General features: G+C 72.3%; 15 protein-coding genes. 13 read left to right on the top strand and 2 right to left on the bottom strand.

Annotation, left to right across the window (positions count from 1 at the left end; genetic code table 11):
* Positions 1–2 precede the first annotated feature (2 nt).
* On the top strand, positions 3–413 hold the full coding sequence (locus ACF08W_RS21000; RefSeq protein WP_352280189.1) for a PaaI family thioesterase: 411 nt from the start codon (positions 3–5) through the stop codon (positions 411–413).
* Between the two features lie 50 nt (positions 414–463).
* Here the strand turns inward: ACF08W_RS21000 and ACF08W_RS20995 are convergent, their stop codons facing one another.
* Positions 464–1,480: a Gfo/Idh/MocA family oxidoreductase gene (locus ACF08W_RS20995; protein WP_392280149.1), complete on the bottom strand. Its 1,017-nt coding sequence runs from the start codon at positions 1,478–1,480 to the stop codon at positions 464–466.
* 166 nt (positions 1,481–1,646) lie between these two features.
* Here ACF08W_RS20995 and ACF08W_RS20990 point away from each other — a divergent pair, with 166 nt between their 5' ends.
* The 6 genes from ACF08W_RS20990 to ACF08W_RS20965 all read left to right on the top strand — a co-directional run bounded on the left by ACF08W_RS20990 (position 1,647) and on the right by ACF08W_RS20965 (position 7,465).
* Positions 1,647–2,405 carry a GntR family transcriptional regulator gene (locus tag ACF08W_RS20990; protein WP_392280148.1) on the top strand — a complete coding sequence of 253 codons (759 nt, stop codon included), beginning with the start codon at positions 1,647–1,649 and terminating at the stop codon, positions 2,403–2,405.
* Positions 2,406–2,691: 286 nt separating this feature from the next.
* Complete coding sequence (locus ACF08W_RS20985) at positions 2,692–3,672, top strand: sugar ABC transporter substrate-binding protein (protein ID WP_352280192.1); 981 nt, start codon at positions 2,692–2,694, stop codon at positions 3,670–3,672.
* Positions 3,669–4,721 (top strand): ABC transporter permease, encoded by a 1,053-nt coding sequence (locus ACF08W_RS20980; RefSeq protein ID WP_352280193.1) that lies wholly within the window; start codon positions 3,669–3,671, stop codon positions 4,719–4,721. The genes ACF08W_RS20985 and ACF08W_RS20980 overlap by 4 nt, the downstream gene beginning before the upstream one ends.
* Positions 4,718–5,563, top strand: a complete 846-nt coding sequence (locus ACF08W_RS20975) for an ATP-binding cassette domain-containing protein (protein ID WP_352280194.1) — start codon at positions 4,718–4,720, stop codon at positions 5,561–5,563. The genes ACF08W_RS20980 and ACF08W_RS20975 overlap by 4 nt, the downstream gene beginning before the upstream one ends.
* A 133-nt stretch (positions 5,564–5,696) precedes the next feature.
* Positions 5,697–6,860 (top strand): ROK family glucokinase, encoded by a 1,164-nt coding sequence (locus tag ACF08W_RS20970; protein WP_352280195.1) that lies wholly within the window; start codon positions 5,697–5,699, stop codon positions 6,858–6,860.
* A gap of 14 nt (positions 6,861–6,874) precedes the next feature.
* Positions 6,875–7,465, top strand: a complete 591-nt coding sequence (locus tag ACF08W_RS20965) for a hypothetical protein (protein WP_385216143.1) — start codon at positions 6,875–6,877, stop codon at positions 7,463–7,465.
* Between the two features lie 39 nt (positions 7,466–7,504).
* On the opposite strand, the gene ACF08W_RS20960 is transcribed toward ACF08W_RS20965, so the two are convergent.
* Complete coding sequence (locus ACF08W_RS20960; protein ID WP_392280147.1) at positions 7,505–8,452, bottom strand: methionyl-tRNA formyltransferase; 948 nt, start codon at positions 8,450–8,452, stop codon at positions 7,505–7,507.
* Positions 8,453–8,729: 277 nt separating this feature from the next.
* On the opposite strand from ACF08W_RS20960, the gene ACF08W_RS20955 reads away from it, so the two are divergent.
* The 6 genes from ACF08W_RS20955 to ACF08W_RS20930 all read left to right on the top strand — a co-directional run bounded on the left by ACF08W_RS20955 (position 8,730) and on the right by ACF08W_RS20930 (position 16,272).
* Positions 8,730–10,088, top strand: a complete 1,359-nt coding sequence (locus ACF08W_RS20955; RefSeq protein WP_392280146.1) for a lysine N(6)-hydroxylase/L-ornithine N(5)-oxygenase family protein — start codon at positions 8,730–8,732, stop codon at positions 10,086–10,088.
* 11 nt (positions 10,089–10,099) lie between these two features.
* Entirely contained in the window at positions 10,100–11,158 is a 1,059-nt protein-coding gene (locus tag ACF08W_RS20950; RefSeq protein WP_352280199.1) for an iron ABC transporter permease, read from the top strand.
* 149 nt (positions 11,159–11,307) lie between these two features.
* A complete protein-coding gene (locus tag ACF08W_RS20945) occupies positions 11,308–12,357 on the top strand; it encodes a FecCD family ABC transporter permease (RefSeq protein ID WP_392280240.1) in 1,050 nt (349 codons plus the stop codon).
* Positions 12,358–12,383: 26 nt separating this feature from the next.
* Positions 12,384–13,223 (top strand): ABC transporter ATP-binding protein, encoded by an 840-nt coding sequence (locus ACF08W_RS20940; protein WP_385216154.1) that lies wholly within the window; start codon positions 12,384–12,386, stop codon positions 13,221–13,223.
* Positions 13,224–13,379: 156 nt separating this feature from the next.
* Complete coding sequence (locus tag ACF08W_RS20935; protein ID WP_385216157.1) at positions 13,380–14,429, top strand: iron-siderophore ABC transporter substrate-binding protein; 1,050 nt, start codon at positions 13,380–13,382, stop codon at positions 14,427–14,429.
* A gap of 46 nt (positions 14,430–14,475) precedes the next feature.
* Positions 14,476–16,272 carry an ABC transporter ATP-binding protein gene (locus ACF08W_RS20930; protein WP_392280145.1) on the top strand — a complete coding sequence of 599 codons (1,797 nt, stop codon included), beginning with the start codon at positions 14,476–14,478 and terminating at the stop codon, positions 16,270–16,272.
* The last annotated feature ends 24 nt before the right edge of the window (positions 16,273–16,296 follow it).

The raw sequence follows: 16,296 nt of genomic DNA, 5'->3' as shown, positions 1-16,296 counted from the left end.
GGATGACCGGACTCGACCTGACAGCGGCCCAGAAGGTCCTCGACAGCCAGCCGTTCAGCGGCCTCCTGGGCGCCCGGCTCACCGCCTTCGGGAACGGCGCGGCCACCCTCGAGGTGGACATCCGCCCCGAGCTCCAGCAGCAGAACGGTTTCCTGCACGGCGGGGTCCTCGCCTACGCGGCCGACAACGCGATCACCTTCGCCGCCGGCACGACCCTGGGCCCGCAGGTGCTGACCGGCGGATTCTCCATCCAGTACGTCCGGCCCGGCACCGGCGCCACCCTGGTCGCCCGCGCCGAGGTCGCGCACACCGGACGCCGTCAGGCGGTGGTCCGCTGCGAGTTGTTCGCCGTCGCCGAGGACGGGGAGGAACGGCTCTGCGCCGTCGCGCAGGGCACCGTCCTGCCGGCCTGACCGGGGCGGCGCGCCCCGGGGCGTCCGGCGGATCGGGGGCGGCTCCGCTCTCAGCCGCCCCCGGCCTCCTTGGCGACCTCCTCGACGGTCACCGGGCGCCGCTCCCGGCGCGACAGCTCGCACGCCTCCGCCACCAGCAGCGCCCGCCACGCCTCCCGGCCGTCGCACGGATTGGGCAGTTCGCCCCGCGCCACCCGGACGAACGCGTCCAGCTCGGCCTCGTACGCCGGGGCGAACCGCTCCAGAAAACCGGGCCAGGGATCGGCCGGGGCCGACGGGCCGTGCGGTTCGGCGGAGGTGAGCGGGGTGCGGGCGTCCAGGCCGACGGTGATCTGGTCCCGCTCGCCCGCCAGCTCCATGCGGACGTCGTACCCGGCCCCGTTGCAGCGGGTGGCCGACGCCGTGGCGAGGGTGCCGTCGTCGAGGGTCAGCAGCGCCGCCGCCGTGTCCACGTCTCCGACCGTCCGGAACATCGCGGGCCCGGCGTCCGAGCCCACGGCGTACACCTCGGTCACCTCGCGGCCGGTGACCCACCGCACCATGTCGAAGTCGTGGACCAGGCAGTCCCGGTACAGCCCGCCGGAGAGCGGCAGGTAGGCGGCGGGCGGCGGGGCCGGGTCCATCGTCACCGTCCGCACCGTGTGCAGCCGCCCCAGCGCACCGGAGCGCACGGCGGCGCGGGCGGCCCCGTACCCGGCGTCGAACCGGCGCATGAAGCCCAGCTGGAGCACGGTCCCGGCCCGGTCCACCGCGCGCAGCGCGTCCAGCGTCCCCGGCAGGTCCAGGGCGATCGGCTTCTCGCAGAACGCCGGGAGCCCGGCCCGCGCGGCCCGGCCGATCAGCTCCGCGTGCGCCGCGGTGGCCGAGGCGATCACCACGGCGTCCACCCCCGCGCCGAACACCCCGGCCGCGTCCGGGACGGCCCGCGCGCCGGTGCGCCGCGCCAGGAGAGCGGCGCGGTCCCGGTCGGTGTCGGCCACGACCAGGGCGTCCACCTCGGGGTGGCGGGCCAGCACGCCCGCGTGGAAGGAGCCGATCCGGCCGGTGCCGATGAGTCCGATGCGCATGGACCCAACGTGCCGTCCGCCCTCTGCCCTGTCAATCAAATGTCAGGACAAACATGGGTTCGTCGGCCGCCTGCTGTCCGGACAACCGGACAACCGGGCAACACGACGACAGGGCAACCGGACGACCGGACTACCGGGGCACCGGCACGGGGGATACCCTCCACGCGTGCCCAAACCCACCACCGACCCCGCAGCACTCGAACTCGGCGTGGACCGCACCAGCCCGATCCCCCTCTACTTCCAGCTCGCCCAGCAACTGGAGGCCGCCGTCGAGCAGGGCAGGCTCGCCCCCGGCAGCCTGCTCGGCAACGAGATCGAGCTCGCGTCCCGGCTGGGGCTGTCCCGGCCCACGGTCCGCCAGGCCATCCAGTCCCTGGTCGACAAGGGGCTGATGGTCCGCCGCCGGGGCGTGGGCACCCAGGTCGTGCACAGCACGGTCCGCCGGCCGCTCGAACTGAGCAGCCTCTACGACGACCTGGAGGCGGCGGGCGCGCACCCCGCCACCCGGGTCCTGCGCAACACCGTCGAGCCCGCCGACCCCGCCACGGCCGCCGCCCTCGGCATCGCCGAGGGCACCGACGTCCACCGCGTCGAGCGGCTGCGGTACGCGCACGGCGAGCCGCTGGCCCTGCTCCGCAACCACCTGCCGACCGGGATCGCCGACCTGGACACCGCCCGTCTGGAGGCCACCGGCCTCTACCGGATCCTGCGCGGTGCGGGCATCACCCTGCACAGCGCCCGCCAGACCGTCGGCGCCCGGCTCGCCACCGACGCGGAGGCGACCGGGCTCGCCGAACCGGCGGGGGCGGCCGTGCTGACCATGGAGCGCACCACCTTCGACGACACCGGACGGGTGGTCGAGCACGGCTCCCACCTCTACCGGGCCTCGCGCCACACCTTCGACTTCCAGCTCCTCGTCCGCTGACCCGGTCCGACACCGCCCCCTCCCGCCCCGTTGACGTCCGGTCCGCGCACCGTTAAGACTCCACCGGTCGCACTCCGGCGGCCGGGAGAGAAAGGCGGCGACCCTCCCCGTACCACGGCGGCGACACACGCGCCCCGCCCCTGCCGGGCGGCGGCGCCGACCGCTCGGGGATACTTGGCCAGCCGGGCCGGGTGTGCGCACATCACTCCCGGCCCGTGAAGCAGCACAATGAGCAGCACTAGAAGGGCACGGCGTCGTGGCAAGGGTTCGGACAGGGGTACGTGCGATGGGCGCCGTGCTCGCGGCGGTGCTCGGGGTTTCCCTCATGGGATGCAGCAGCACCGGCGGCAAGCGGGCGGAAGAACGCGCGGCCGCGGCCGCCAAGGGCCGGCCCGCGGTGGACACACCCCGCTGGACCGTCGCCATGGTCACCCACTCGGGCGACGGCGACACCTTCTGGGACATCGTCCAGCGCGGTGCCCAGCAGGCGGCCGACAAGGACAACATCAAGTTCCTGTACTCGCACAACGACGAGGCGCAGCAGCAGGCCCAGCTGGTGCAGGCCGCCATCGACCAGAAGGTCGACGGGCTGGTCGTCAGCCTCGCCAAGCCCGACGCCATGAAAGACGTCGTGGCCAAGGCCGTGCGGGCCGGAATCCCGGTGATCACGGTGAACTCGGGCTCCGAGGAGTCCAAGCGGTTCGGCGCGCTCACCCACATCGGCCAGGACGAGTCCATCGCGGGCGAGGCGGTCGGCGAGGAGCTGAACGCCCGCGGCCGCAAGAAGGCGCTCTGCATCCTGCACGAGCAGGGCAACGTCGGCCACGAGCAGCGCTGCGCCGGGGCGAAGAAGACCTTCGACGGCCAGCTGCAGAACCTGTACGTCGAGGGCACCAACATGCCCGACGTCCAGGCGTCCATCGAGGCCAAGCTCCAGGCCGACAAGAGCATCGACGCGGTCGTCACCCTCGGCGCCCCCTTCGCGGACGCCGCCGTCAAGGCGAAGCGGACCGCGGGCAGCTCCGCCGAGATCGACACCTTCGACCTGAACGCCAAGGTCGCCTCGGCCCTCCAGGACAAGACCCTGGGCTTCGCCGTCGACCAGCAGCCCTACCTCCAGGGCTACGAGGCCGTCGACCTGCTCTGGCTCTACCGCTACAACGGCAACGTGCTCGGCGGCGGCCGCCCGGTCCTCACCGGACCGCAGATCATCACCGAGAAGGACGCCGCCGCGCTGGCCCCGTACACGAAGCGGGGTACCCGATGAGCGCGGCCGCCGGACCGTCCGCCCCGGCCGGGGCCGACGAGCGGCTGCTGCGTACCTCGGCGCTGCGCAGACTCCTCGGCCGCCCCGAGCTCGGCTCGGTGGTCGGCGCCGCCGCCGTCTTCCTCTTCTTCTCGGTCGTCGCCGACAGCTTCCTGCGCGCCTCCAGCATGGGCACGGTGCTCTACGCGGCCTCGACGATCGGGATCATGGCCGCGCCGGTGGCGCTGCTGATGATCGGCGGCGAGTTCGACCTCTCCGCCGGTGTGCTGGTCACCAGCTCCGCGCTGGTCTCGTCGATGTTCAGTTACCAGATGACCGCCAACGTCTGGGTCGGCGTCTTCGTGTCGCTGCTGGTCACCCTGGCCGTCGGGGCCTTCAACGGCTTCATGCTGACCCGTACGAAACTGCCCAGCTTCATCATCACGCTCGGCACCTTCCTGATGCTGACCGGACTCAACCTGGGCTTCACCAAACTGATCAGCGGGACCGTGTCCACCAAGGGCATCGGCGACATGGAGGGCTTCGAATCGGCCCGCAAGGTCTTCGCCTCGCAGTGGACGATCGGCGGCGTCGAGTTCAAGGTCACCATCCTGTGGTGGGCGGTGCTGGTCGCGATCGCCACCTGGATCCTGCTCCGCACCCGCTTCGGCAACTGGATCTTCGCGGTCGGCGGCGAGGCCGACGCGGCCCGCGCGGTCGGCGTCCCGGTGATCCGTACCAAGATCGGGCTCTACCTGGGGGTCGCCTTCGCCGCCTGGGTCTCCGGGCAGCACCTGCTCTTCTCCTACGACGTGGTGCAGTCCGGCGAGGGCGTCGGCAACGAGCTGATCTACATCATCGCGGCCGTCATCGGCGGCTGCCTGATCACCGGCGGCTACGGCTCCGCGATCGGCTCCGCGGTCGGTGCCGTCATCTTCGGCATGACCAGCAAGGGCATCGTGTACGCGGAGTGGAACCCGGACTGGTTCAAGTTCTTCCTCGGAGCCATGCTGCTCCTGGCCACCCTGCTCAACGCATGGGTACGCAAGCGCGCGGAGGCGACGACATGACGGCCCCCACGGAACCGGCCGGGGCGGCGGCGCCGGAGCCCCGCCGGGCGCTGGTCGAACTCGACCACGTGTCCAAGTTCTACGGCTCCATCAAGGCGCTGACCGACGTCTCGCTGGAGGTCCACGCGGGCGAGATCTCCTGCGTCCTCGGCGACAACGGCGCGGGCAAGTCCACCCTCATCAAGATCATCGCGGGGCTGCACCGGCACGATGCCGGCAGCTTCCTGATCGACGGCGAGGAGACCACCCTGGTCAACCCGCGCGACGCCCTGGACCGCGGCATCGCCACGGTCTACCAGGACCTGGCCGTGGTGCCGCTGATGCCGGTCTGGCGGAACTTCTTCCTGGGCTCCGAGCCCACGCTGGGCGCCGGCCCCTTCAAGCGCCTCGATGTCCGCCGGATGCGGGAGACGACCCGGTCCGCGCTGCTGCGCATGGGCATCGACCTGCGCGACGTCGACCAGCCGATCGGCACCCTGTCCGGCGGCGAGCGCCAGTGCGTCGCCATCGCCCGGGCCGTCCACTTCGGCGCCAAGGTCCTCGTCCTGGACGAGCCGACCGCCGCGCTCGGCGTCAAGCAGTCCGGGGTGGTGCTGAAGTATGTCGCGGCCGCCCGGGACGCCGGTCTCGGAGTGGTCCTCATCACGCACAACCCGCACCACGCGTATCTCGTCGGTGACCGGTTCGTGCTGCTGAAGCGGGGCGCGATGTCCGGCAGCCACACCAAGGACTCCATCACGCTGGACGAGCTGACCCGCCAGATGGCGGGCGGCAGCGAGCTGGAAGAGCTCAGCCACGAGCTGGAACGGGCCACCGGCCCCGGCCCGGACGACGTGGCGTAGCGGCGAGCCGCGGGCGGTCCCGTACGCACGGGTCCGCCCGCCCCGGTCCCCCGGCAGTGGCAGAATCGAGCCCGACGGGCGCAGTCCGCCGCCGGGAGCACCGCCCCCGGCTCCCCAACACCCCGCAGGGACGATGAGCACGTACCGCGACTTCACCCACCGCGGCTCCGCCCGCGCCACCGTCCTGCGGACCGTGGGCACCCGGGAGCGGCGCTCGCACCTCACGGCACCGCGGGTCCCCACCGTCGGCATCGACATCGGCGGTACGAAGGTGATGGCGGGCGTCGTCGACGCCGACGGCACCATCCTGGAGCAGCTGCGCACCGAGACGCCGGACAAGTCCAAGAGCCCCAAGGTCGTCGAGGACACCATCGTCGAGCTGGTGCTCGACCTCTCCGACCGGCACGACGTGCACGCGGTGGGGATCGGCGCGGCCGGCTGGGTCGACGCCGACCGCTCCAAGGTGCTCTTCGCCCCGCACCTCGCCTGGCGCGACGAGCCCCTGCGCGACGCCCTCGCCTCCCGGCTCGCCGTCCCCGTCATGGTCGACAACGACGCCAACACCGCCGCCTGGGCGGAGTGGCGGTTCGGGGCGGGCCGCGGCGAGGACCATCTCGTCATGATCACGCTCGGCACCGGCATCGGCGGCGCGATCCTGGAGGACGGCCAGGTCAAGCGCGGCAAGTACGGGGTGGCCGGTGAGTTCGGCCACATGCAGGTGGTGCCCGGCGGGCACCGCTGCCCCTGCGGCAACCGGGGCTGCTGGGAGCAGTACAGCTCGGGCAACGCACTGGTCCGGGAGGCCAGGGAACTGGCCGCGGCGGACTCCCCGGTGGCGCACGGCATCATCGAACGGGTCAAGGGCAACATCCCGGACATCACCGGTCCGCTGATCACCGAACTGGCCCGCGAGGGCGACGCGATGTGCGTCGAGCTGCTCCAGGACATCGGGCAGTGGCTCGGCGTCGGCATCGCCAATCTGGCCGCCGCGCTCGACCCGTCCTGCTTCGTCATCGGGGGCGGGGTCAGCGCCGCGGACGACCTGCTCATCGGCCCGGCCCGGGACGCCTTCAAGCGTCACCTCACCGGCCGCGGCTACCGGCCGGAGGCCCGGATCGCCCGCGCCCAGCTCGGCCCCGAGGCAGGTATGGTCGGCGCCGCGGACCTGGCCCGGCTGGTGGCCCGCAGATTCCGCCGGGCCAACCGGCGCCGGGTGGAGCGCTACGAGCGCTACGCCCAGATCTACGACCAGGCCGCGAACACCATCCGTTCCACCCGCTCCACCCGCACCTCCTAGGGACCCCGAGAGACATGACCGCTGCCGAGCACCCCGTCCTGCCGCGCCAGTCGACGCCGCCCGACGACGGCCGGCCGCCGCAGGACCGGCGCCGGACGATCCGTCGCCGGCTGATCACGGCGACGATCATCGTGCTGCTCATCGGCGTCCCGGCCGGGTATCTGCTGATCTCCGCCGGGCAGAGCCGCCGCTCCGGAGCGAACAAGGAGGCCGAGGCCTCCGCGCAGGGGCTCCGGGAGGGCTGGCCCTCGCGGTTGCAGCGCCGGATCTACGAGCTGCCGATGCCCGGCAACTCGCTGGACGTGCGGTACTACGAGACCAACAACTGGAAGACCAGCCGGCTGTACGTGGAGTTCCGCACCACCTCCGCCGGGCTGGACCGCTTCCTGGGCCGGCTGGGCAGCGGGCGCTCGAACCTGGAGCCCGGCAAGGAGACCATCGGGCCCCGCGATCTGAAGATCGCGGACTGGTCGTTCCCCGCCGGGACCGAGTGGGCGGGCACCCGGCATGTGAACGGGAAGCCGCGGCCCACCCAGGACATCATGGTCAACATGTCCGACCCGATGAACCCGGTCGTCTACGTGGTCTCCGCGGCCACGCCCTGACCGGGTGCCCCGGCCGGGCGGGCGCCGGGCGGGGGCGGCTCAGGGCCGGGCGGTCAGATAGCCGCCCATGGTGGTGAAGTACTCGGCGGCCGGCAGCTCGCGGCCGTCCTCGGTGCGCACCCGGGTGACGGCCAGTCCGTGGTTGCGTCCGGTACGGGCGTCCGCCCCGGCGACGATCACCACGCCCTCGCCCTCGCGGTAGAAGATCCGGCCGGGGGTGCCGCCGTACCGGTTCTGCGAGACCACCGCGGCGAGGATCTCCAGCCGCTTGCCCCGGTGGTGGGTGAAGGCGCTGGGGTACGGCTCGGACTGGGCGCGGACGAGCCGTTCGAGGTCCTCGGCGGGCCAGTTCCAGTCGATGCGGATGTCCTCGGTGGACCGCTTGTGGAAGAAACTGGCCTGCGAGCGGTCCTGCTTGGTGAACTCCGTCCGCCCGGAGGCGATGAGGCCGAGCGCGCCGATGGTGACGGGCGCGATCAGGTCGACGGTCTTGTGGAAGAGGTCGGTGGCGGTGTCCGCCGGGCCGACCTGGACGGACTCCTGCCGGACGATGTCACCGGCGTCCAGCTCCTCGTCCATCAGGTGCGCGGTCACGCCCACTTCGGTCTCACCGTTGATCAGCGCCCAGATCAGCGGCGAGAACCCGGCGTACTTCGGCAGCAGCGAGTCGTGGACGTTGAGCGTGCCGTGGCGCGGCAGGCCGTAGATCCGCGGCGGGATCCAGGTCCGCCAGTTGTTGGCCACGATGATGTCCGGATCGGCCTCCTTGAGCCGCTCGAACAGCTCCTCGTCGTCCGGCCGGTTGCGGATCAGCACCGGGACGCCGTGGGCCTCGGCGAGGTCGGCGACCGAGTCGCTCCAGATCTTCTCGTACGCGTGCTCGCTCTTGGGGTGCGTCACCACCAGGACCACCTGGTGTTCGGAGTCCAGAAGGGCTTGCAGGGTGCGGTGCCCCCAGGTCTGGTAACCGAACATGACGACCCGCATGGGGTTCCTCCTCAGGGCAGGGGCGGTTCGGCCGCGAGCGCGGTGCCGTAACCAAAGCGCCGTAAGTAAAGCAAGGCTTACCTTAGTTTGCAACAGGGGTAATTCGGGCTCCAGTTGACGCGAAGTCGATGTCCGGGGGTGGGGTTCCCTATCGACAGGTGCCCAGGATTAGCTTAGGCTCACCTAAGTTCCTGGTGGGCGGCGTTGTCGCCGTGCCCACCCTTCGCACGTTCCCCCGACGCCCGACAGGCGGCTTCCCCGCACGAATGGGAGTGACATGTCACCGGTTCTTCCTGGCGACACACCAGTGGTCCACGATCTGATGGGCATCGGTTTCGGCCCGTCCAACGTGGCCATGGCGATCGCGCTGAGCGAGCACAACGCACGCGCCGGCGGCCAGGGGCCGGTCACCGCCCACTTCTTCGAGCAACAGCCGAGCTTCGGCTGGCACCGCGGCATGCTCATCGACGACGCCACCATGCAAGTCTCCTTCCTCAAGGACCTGGTGACGCTCCGGAACCCGGCCAGCGAGTTCAGCTTCCTCTGCTACCTCCAGAGCAGGGGTCGGCTGATCGACTTCATCAACCACAAGAACCTCTTCCCGCTGCGCGTGGAGTTCCACGACTACTTCGAGTGGGCCGCGGCCAAGGTCGACGGCATGGTCTCCTACGGCCACGAGGTCGTCGCCGTCACCCCCGTCGTCCGCGAAGGCGCCGTGGAGTACCTGGATGTGACGGTCCGTTCGGTCGAGGGACTGTCGGTCCACCGGGCCCGCAACCTCGTCGTCGGCACCGGGCTGCGCCCCGTCATGCCGCCCGGCGTCGAACGCGGCGAGCGGGTCTGGCACAACTCCGACCTGCTCCGCAAGGTCGACGCCCTGGAGTCCGCCTCGCCCTCGCCCACCCGCTTCGTCGTCGTGGGCGCCGGGCAGAGCGCCGCCGAGAACGTCGCGTATCTGCACCGGCGCTTCCCCCGCGCCGAGGTCTGCGCGGTCTTCTCCCGCTACGGCTACAGCCCCGCCGACGACAGCGCCTTCGCCAACCGGATCTTCGACCCGGGCGCGGTCGACGACTACTTCGCAGCGCCCGACAGCGTGAAGAGCCGGCTGATGGCCTACCACGGCAACACCAACTACTCCGTGGTGGACATCGACCTGATCGACGACCTGTACCGGCAGATGTACCAGGAGAAGGTCCTCGGCACCGAGCGGCTGCGCTTCCTCAACGTGTCCCGGGTCGGCGGCGTCGAGGAGACGCCCGACGGTGTCCGGGCCGACGTGGTCTCCCTCGTCACCGGCGAGGAGACCCGACTGGACGCCGACGTCGTGGTGTTCGCCACCGGCTACCGCCCGGCCGACCCGCTCGGCCTGCTCGGCGAGGTCGCCGACCTGTGCCTGCGCGACGACGAGGGCCGGGTCCGCGTCGAGCGCGACTACCGGGTCTCCACCGACCCGGCCCTGCGCTGCGGGATCTACCTCCAGGGCGGTACGGAGCACACCCACGGCATCACCACCTCCCTGCTCTCCAACACCGCGGTCCGGGTCGGCGAGATCCTGGACTCGCTGCTCGAACGGGGCGTCACCTCCACCGCCGGCGCGGCCCGTCCGGTCGCCGAGGGCACCGGAACCAAGGGATAACGACCGCCGAGATGCGCACCCTCGCAGTCGAGCGCCCGACGAACGGGCCCGCCGCGTCCCCCCGTCACCGGCGGGGGGCCGGGCTCGCCGCGCTGCTGGCGGTCCTGGCCGTCGCGGCGGCGGTGTCCCTGGCCGTCGGTGCCCGGGCGCTGACCCCCGCCGAGGTCTGGCACGGGCTGTCCGCCGCCCCCGGGTCCGACCACCGGCTCACCGAGATCCGGCTCATCGTGGAGACCGTACGGGTGCCCCGGACGGTGCTCGCGATCGTGGCCGGAGTGGCGCTGGGGGTCGGCGGCGCGCTGATCCAGGGCTTCACCCGCAATCCGATCGCCGACACCGGGCTGGTGGGGGTGAACGCGGGGGCGTCGTTCGCGGTGGTGTCGGTGATCGCCGTGTTCGGCTTCGCCGACCCGTTCCAGTACGTCTGGTTCGCCTTCGCCGGGGCGGCGCTCTGCGGGGTCGTCGTCTTCGGCCTCGCCAGCATCGGCCGGGGAGCGGGCAATCCGCTGACCCTGGCCCTGGCCGGGCAGGGGGTCACGGTCTTCCTCGCGGCGATGACCACGGCCGTGGCGCTCTCCAGCCAGAAGTCGATGAACGCGCTGCGGTTCTGGAACGCGGGCTCCGTCGCCGGGGTCGGCTTCGACGTCATCGGGCCGGTGGGGCTCTTCGTCGCGGTGGGGCTGGTGCTCGCGCTGTCCGTCCTGCCCTCCCTCAACCTGCTCAGCCTGGGCGACGACGTGGCCCGGGGGCTGGGCGTGAACATCGCGCGGAGCCGGACCCTCGGCATCGCCGCCGTCACCCTGCTCGCGGGGGCGGCCACCGCCGCCTGCGGCCCGATCGCCTTCCTCGGGCTGATGGTGGCCCATGTGGCCCGGTACCTGACCGGCCCGGACCACCGCTGGCTGGTCCCGTACGCCGGTCTGCTCGGCGCGGTCGTCCTGCTGGTCTGCGACATCGTGGGCCGGATCGTGGTCCGCCCCGGCGAGCTGGACGCGGGCATCGTGGTCGCCCTGCTCGGAGCCCCGTTCTTCGCGGTCCTGGTGTGGCGCGGAAAGTTCAGGAACGCATGAACGCGACGGAACGCGTGAACGCTGCGGAACCCGCGAACGGGCCGGAACCCGCGAACGGGCCGGAACCCGCGAACGGGCCGGAACCCGCGAACGGGCCGGAACCCGTCAACGGGGCGGGGCGTACGGACGTGACGGGGGCGAACCCGCCGATGGCGGCGGGGGTGCGGCTCGGCCGGGTGTCGTTCGTGTGGCGGCCGTGGCTCGTCCTGGTCACCCTGGTGCTGGCGGCGGCGGCCTTTCTGCTCCTCTGCCTCTCCATCGGTGTCGGGGACTTCCCGATCGGGCTGTCCCGGGTGATCGCCACGGTGCTCGGCCGGGGCGAGCCGGTCGACGCGTTCGTGGTCATGGACCTGCGGATGCCGCGGGCGCTGGCCGGACTGGTGGTGGGCGTCGCGCTCGGGATCTCCGGGGCGATCACCCAGTCCGTCGCGCGCAACCCGCTGGCCAGCCCGGACGTCCTCGGCATCACCGGGGGAGCGGGCACGGTCGCGGTGTTCCTGGTGACGGTGTCGGGTGGGGCCGCGGCGGCGGTGCTCGGTTCGGTGGGGCTGCCGCTGGCCGCGCTGGCGGGCGGTCTCGCCACCGGGCTGCTGGTGTACTTCCTGGCCTGGCGGCGCGGGATCGACGGCTTCCGGCTCGTCCTCATCGGCATCTCGGTGAGCGCGGTGATGGAGGCGCTCACGACCTGGCTGCTGGTCTCGGCCGACATCCGGGACGTGGCCAGGGCCCAGGCGTGGCTGGTCGGTTCGCTGGACGACCGGTCGTGGGAGTCCGTGCGGGTGGCGGCCTGGTGCGTGCTCGGGCTGATCGTGGTGGTGGCGCTGGCCGCGTTCCCGTTCAAGCCGATGCACCTGGGCGACGACATCGCCGCCGGGCTGGGCGTCCGGTACGGCAGGGTGCGGGCACTCCTGCTGCTGTGCGCGGTGCTGCTGGCCGCGGTGGCGGTGAGCGCGGCGGGGCCGGTGCCGTTCGTCGCGCTGGTGGCGCCGCAGGTGGCGATGCGTCTGGCCCGGTTCCCCACCCCGCCGTTGGTGGCCTCCGGGCTGGTGGGGGCGGTGCTCCTGACCGGTTCGGACCTGATCGCCCGTACCGCGCTGCCGGTCTCCCTTCCGGTTGGTGTGGTGACCGCGGCGATCGGCGGACCGTTCCTGGTGTGGCTGCTGGTACGGGCCAACCTGAGGCAGGCCGGACGGACATGAGGACGAGACTCGGACAAGGAGGCCCTGTGGCCACGCGGTTCATCACCCCGGCCGAAGAGGCGGACCGGAGCGCCGCCCCGCGACTGGCGGCCCGGGGCGTCACCGTCGGGTACGGCGGGCGCACCGTCATCGAGGGACTGGACGTGGAGGTCCCCACCGGGGTGATCACCACGATCATCGGCCCCAATGGCTGCGGGAAATCGACCCTGTTGCGCACCCTGAGCCGGCTGCTCCGGCCGGACGGCGGGACGGTCGTGCTGGACGGCGAGGACATCGCCGGCCTCCGGACCAGGGACGTGGCCCGGAAGCTCGGGCTGCTTCCGCAGTCGCCGCTCGCGCCGGAGGGGCTGACCGTGGCCGACCTGGTCGCCCGGGGGCGTCATCCGCACCAGAGCTGGCTGCGGCAGTGGTCGTCGGACGACGCCGGGGTGGTGGCGCGCGCGCTGGCCATGACCGGGGTCGCGGACCTCGCCGACCGCCCGGTCGACTCGCTCTCCGGCGGGCAGCGCCAACGCGTCTGGATCTCCATGACCCTGGCACAGGGCACCGATCTGCTGCTGCTGGACGAGCCGACCACCTATCTGGACCTCGCCCACGCCGTCGACGTACTCGATCTGGTGGACGACCTGCACGAGTCGGGCCGCACCGTGGTCATGGTGCTGCACGACCTCAATCTGGCCGCCCGCTACAGCGACCACCTCGTCGTGATGCGCGCGGGCTCCGTGCTCGCGCAGGGGCACCCGCGCGAGGTGATCACCGTCGAGCTGCTGCGGGAGGCCTTCGGGCTCAACGCCGCGGTGATCGACGACCCGGTGGGCGGTCGGCCGCTCGTCGTTCCGATCGGCCGCACGCACGCCGGAGCCTGACCGGCCGTCACGCGCCATGGTGCGCGGCGGACCTCAACTCGGGTCCGACGACAGAGAGTTAGAAACTTAGGCTAGGCTAGCCTTACTGAAGTGGGACAGGGTCCGGCCGCCCTCGGTGCGAGACGCGGCGGGCCGAATGAAAGCAAGGGATTCCGGATGCTTCTCCATCGAACGACGCGGGTGCGGTCCTGGCGGCGGACGGCGGCGGTACTGTCCGCCGCGGCGCTCGGCGTCGGCCTCCTGACGGGCTGTGGCTCCGACACGGCGGAGTCGAAGGGCGAGGACGCCCCGGCCGCCTCCACCGGCGCCTTCCCGGTCACCGTGGAGCACGCGTTCGGGTCCACGGAGATCACCAAGGCGCCCGAGCGTGTCGTCTCGGTCGGCTACACGGACGACCAGGCCGTCCTGGCGCTCGGCGTCAAGCCGGTCGGGATGGTCGACCAGTACCCGAACCCGGCGGGCAAGTCCCCCGACATCAACACCCAGTGGCCCTGGGTGAAGGACAAGTGGGGCGACACCCGCCCCGAGGTCGTCATGAGCAACGGCGACGCGGGCCCCAACTACGAGAAGATCGCCTCCCTCCGGCCCGACCTGATCATCGCGGTCTACTCCGAGATCGACCGGGCGGCCTACGACAAGCTCTCGAAGATCGCCCCGACCGTCGGCCGCACCAAGGGGGAGAAGGAGCCCTTCAGCGCCCCGTGGCAGGACAACGCGGTGCACATCGCCAAGGCGCTCGGCAAGGAGGCCGAGGGCAAGAAGCTGGTCCAGGGCATCCAGGGCAAGCTCGACGCGGCGAAGAAGGCCCATCCGGAGTTCGCGAAGCAGACCGCCGTCGTCCTGTCCTGGTACAAGGACTCCGTCGCGCCGTTCACCTCCACCGACGTACGGGGGCGGCTGGTGACGGGCACCGGCTTCGCCTACCAGACCAGGATCGACGAGGTCGCCGGCGGCAAGTTCTACACCACGCTCTCCCCGGAGCGGGTCGACCTGGTCGACGTCGACCGGATCTTCGTCGTCAACGACAAGGCCGACACCGAGGCGCTGAAGAAGTTCGAACTGTTCGCCAACCTGTCCGCGGTCAAGAAGGGCAAGGTGTCCTACCTGCTGGACAGCGAGGGCCCGGCGGTCGGCGCGGCGATGTCCCAGGGCACCCTGCTGTCCCTGCCGTACGCGATCGACGAACTCGTCAAGTCGGCCTCGTAGCCGTGCCGTCCGGACCCTCCCGTCCCCGCAGAGATTCGGTTCGCGTGTGAGTACCGTCCCCGCCCCCGGTTCCGCCCCCGCCCCGGCGGCCCTGCGTACGGCGACGGGGCGCGAGGCCGTCGGCTGGGTCGCGGCGCACTGCCGCCGCGCCCCCTGGCTCACGGCCGCCACCGTCCTCACCACGGTCGTCGGTGCCGCGCTCCAGATCCTCCCGGTGCTGCTGCTCAGCCGGGTGGTGGACGGGGTGACCGGCGGCGAGCCGTCCTCGGTGCTGGTCGGGATCGGCGGGCTGATGGTGGCCGCCGCGCTGCTCGGCGCGGTGGTCACCGCCGCGTCCACGTACCTGATCGGGCGACTGGGGGCCGATCTGCTCGCCCGGCTGCGGGAGGGCGCGGTCCGCGCGGTGCTGGGCATGCCGAGCGCCCGCGTCGAGGAGGTCGGCCGGGGCGATGTGCTCTCCCGAGTCGGCGACGACGTGGCGGTCATCTCCAAGGGCATCCGGGCCGCCATCCCCACGGTGTTCTCGGCGGGGGTGCTGGTGGTCATCGCCACGGCCGGCATGTTCGGCCTGGACTGGCGCCTGGGGCTCGCCGGTGCCGGGGCGCTGCCCGCGTACGCGCTGGCCCTGCGCTGGTACCTGCCCCGCTCCGCGCCGCTCTACCGCCGCCAGCGGATCGCCCAGGCCGACCGGGCGCAGGCACTGATCAGCGGATTGAACGGGATCGACACCGTCCGGGCCTACCGGCTGGAGGAGGATTTCCGGGGGAAGGTCGACCGGGAGTCGTGGCGGGTGCGCGAGCTGGGCGTCGAGGTGTTCCGGTTCTTCGGCCGGTTCGTGGGCCGGGAGAACCGCGCCGAGTTCATCGGTCTGACCCTGATCGTCGTCGTCGGGTACGTCCTGCTGGAGGCCGGGGCCGCCAGCCTGGGCGAGGTGTCGGCCGCCCCGCTGATGTTCCACCGGCTGTTCACCCCGCTGGGCGCCATCATGTTCACCTTCGACGAGGCGCAGAAGTCCGGTGCGAGCCTGACCCGGCTGGTCGGGGTGGTGGGGGAGCCCGCCGAGGAGCGGCTGGTGGGCGACGCCTCCGCCGCGCGGGGCGGCGGCGGCCCGCTCCCGGTGGAGGTGCGCGGGCTGACGTTCCGCTACCCCGGCACCGAGGAGCCCGTTCTCCGGGACGTCGGTCTGTCCATCCCGGCCGGCGGCTCGCTCGCGCTGGTCGGGGCGACCGGGGCCGGGAAGTCGACGCTGGCCGCGCTGATCGCCGGGATCGGCAGGCCGGGGTCCGGATCGGTCCGGATCGGGCCGCACGATCTCGCGGATCTGGACGAGGCCGCCGCGCGCTCCCTGGTGACCATCCTGACGCAGGAGACGCATGTGTTCTCCGGGCCGCTCGCCGGGGACCTGCGGCTGGCCGCCCCCGGCGCGGACGACGCCGAACTGCTGGCCGCGCTGCGCACGGTGGGCGCCGAGGGCTGGGTGGAGTCGCTGCCGGACGGGGTGCGCACCGCCGTCGGTGAGGGCGGTGAGCGCCTCGACGTCACCAAGGTCGCCCAGATCGCGCTGGCCCGGCTGGTGCTGGGCCGTTCGCCCGTGGTGGTGCTCGACGAGTCGACCGCCGAGGCGGGCAGCGAGGGCGCGGCCGAGCTGGAACGGGCGGTGCTGGCCGCCTGCGAGGGCCGGACGACGCTCTTCGTGGCGCACCGGCTGACCCAGGCCATGGCGGCGGACCGGATCGCGGTGCTGGACGCGGGGCGGGTCGTGGAGGAGGGCACGCACACGGAGTTGGTGGCTCTCGACGGCCGGTACGCGCGCCTGTGGCGGGCCTGGCGAGAGGGTAGTTAGGTAAGCCTTAGTTAGGTTAGGCTA

This window comes from Streptomyces sp. NPDC015144, from assembly GCF_043079735.1.
In the GTDB taxonomy this organism is placed as follows: domain Bacteria; phylum Actinomycetota; class Actinomycetes; order Streptomycetales; family Streptomycetaceae; genus Streptomyces.
The sequence above is the reverse complement of the archived record's forward strand: the minus strand, read 5'-3'. Positions and strand labels throughout refer to the sequence as shown.

Bases quoted from the DNA above. Each gene is read 5' to 3' on its own strand.
- ACF08W_RS21000 (WP_352280189.1), top strand. From the start codon at position 3: ATGACCGGACTCGACCTGACAGCGGCCCAGAAGGTCCTCGACAGCCAG.
- ACF08W_RS20995 (WP_392280149.1), bottom strand. From the start codon at position 1,480: ATGCGCATCGGACTCATCGGCACCGGCCGGATCGGCTCCTTCCACGCG.
- ACF08W_RS20985 (WP_352280192.1), top strand. From the start codon at position 2,692: ATGGGCGCCGTGCTCGCGGCGGTGCTCGGGGTTTCCCTCATGGGATGC.
- ACF08W_RS20980 (WP_352280193.1), top strand. From the start codon at position 3,669: ATGAGCGCGGCCGCCGGACCGTCCGCCCCGGCCGGGGCCGACGAGCGG.
- ACF08W_RS20975 (WP_352280194.1), top strand. From the start codon at position 4,718: ATGACGGCCCCCACGGAACCGGCCGGGGCGGCGGCGCCGGAGCCCCGC.
- ACF08W_RS20970 (WP_352280195.1), top strand. From the start codon at position 5,697: ATGAGCACGTACCGCGACTTCACCCACCGCGGCTCCGCCCGCGCCACC.
- ACF08W_RS20965 (WP_385216143.1), top strand. From the start codon at position 6,875: ATGACCGCTGCCGAGCACCCCGTCCTGCCGCGCCAGTCGACGCCGCCC.
- ACF08W_RS20960 (WP_392280147.1), bottom strand. From the start codon at position 8,452: ATGCGGGTCGTCATGTTCGGTTACCAGACCTGGGGGCACCGCACCCTG.
- ACF08W_RS20955 (WP_392280146.1), top strand. From the start codon at position 8,730: ATGTCACCGGTTCTTCCTGGCGACACACCAGTGGTCCACGATCTGATG.
- ACF08W_RS20950 (WP_352280199.1), top strand. From the start codon at position 10,100: ATGCGCACCCTCGCAGTCGAGCGCCCGACGAACGGGCCCGCCGCGTCC.
- ACF08W_RS20945 (WP_392280240.1), top strand. From the start codon at position 11,308: ATGGCGGCGGGGGTGCGGCTCGGCCGGGTGTCGTTCGTGTGGCGGCCG.
- ACF08W_RS20935 (WP_385216157.1), top strand. From the start codon at position 13,380: ATGCTTCTCCATCGAACGACGCGGGTGCGGTCCTGGCGGCGGACGGCG.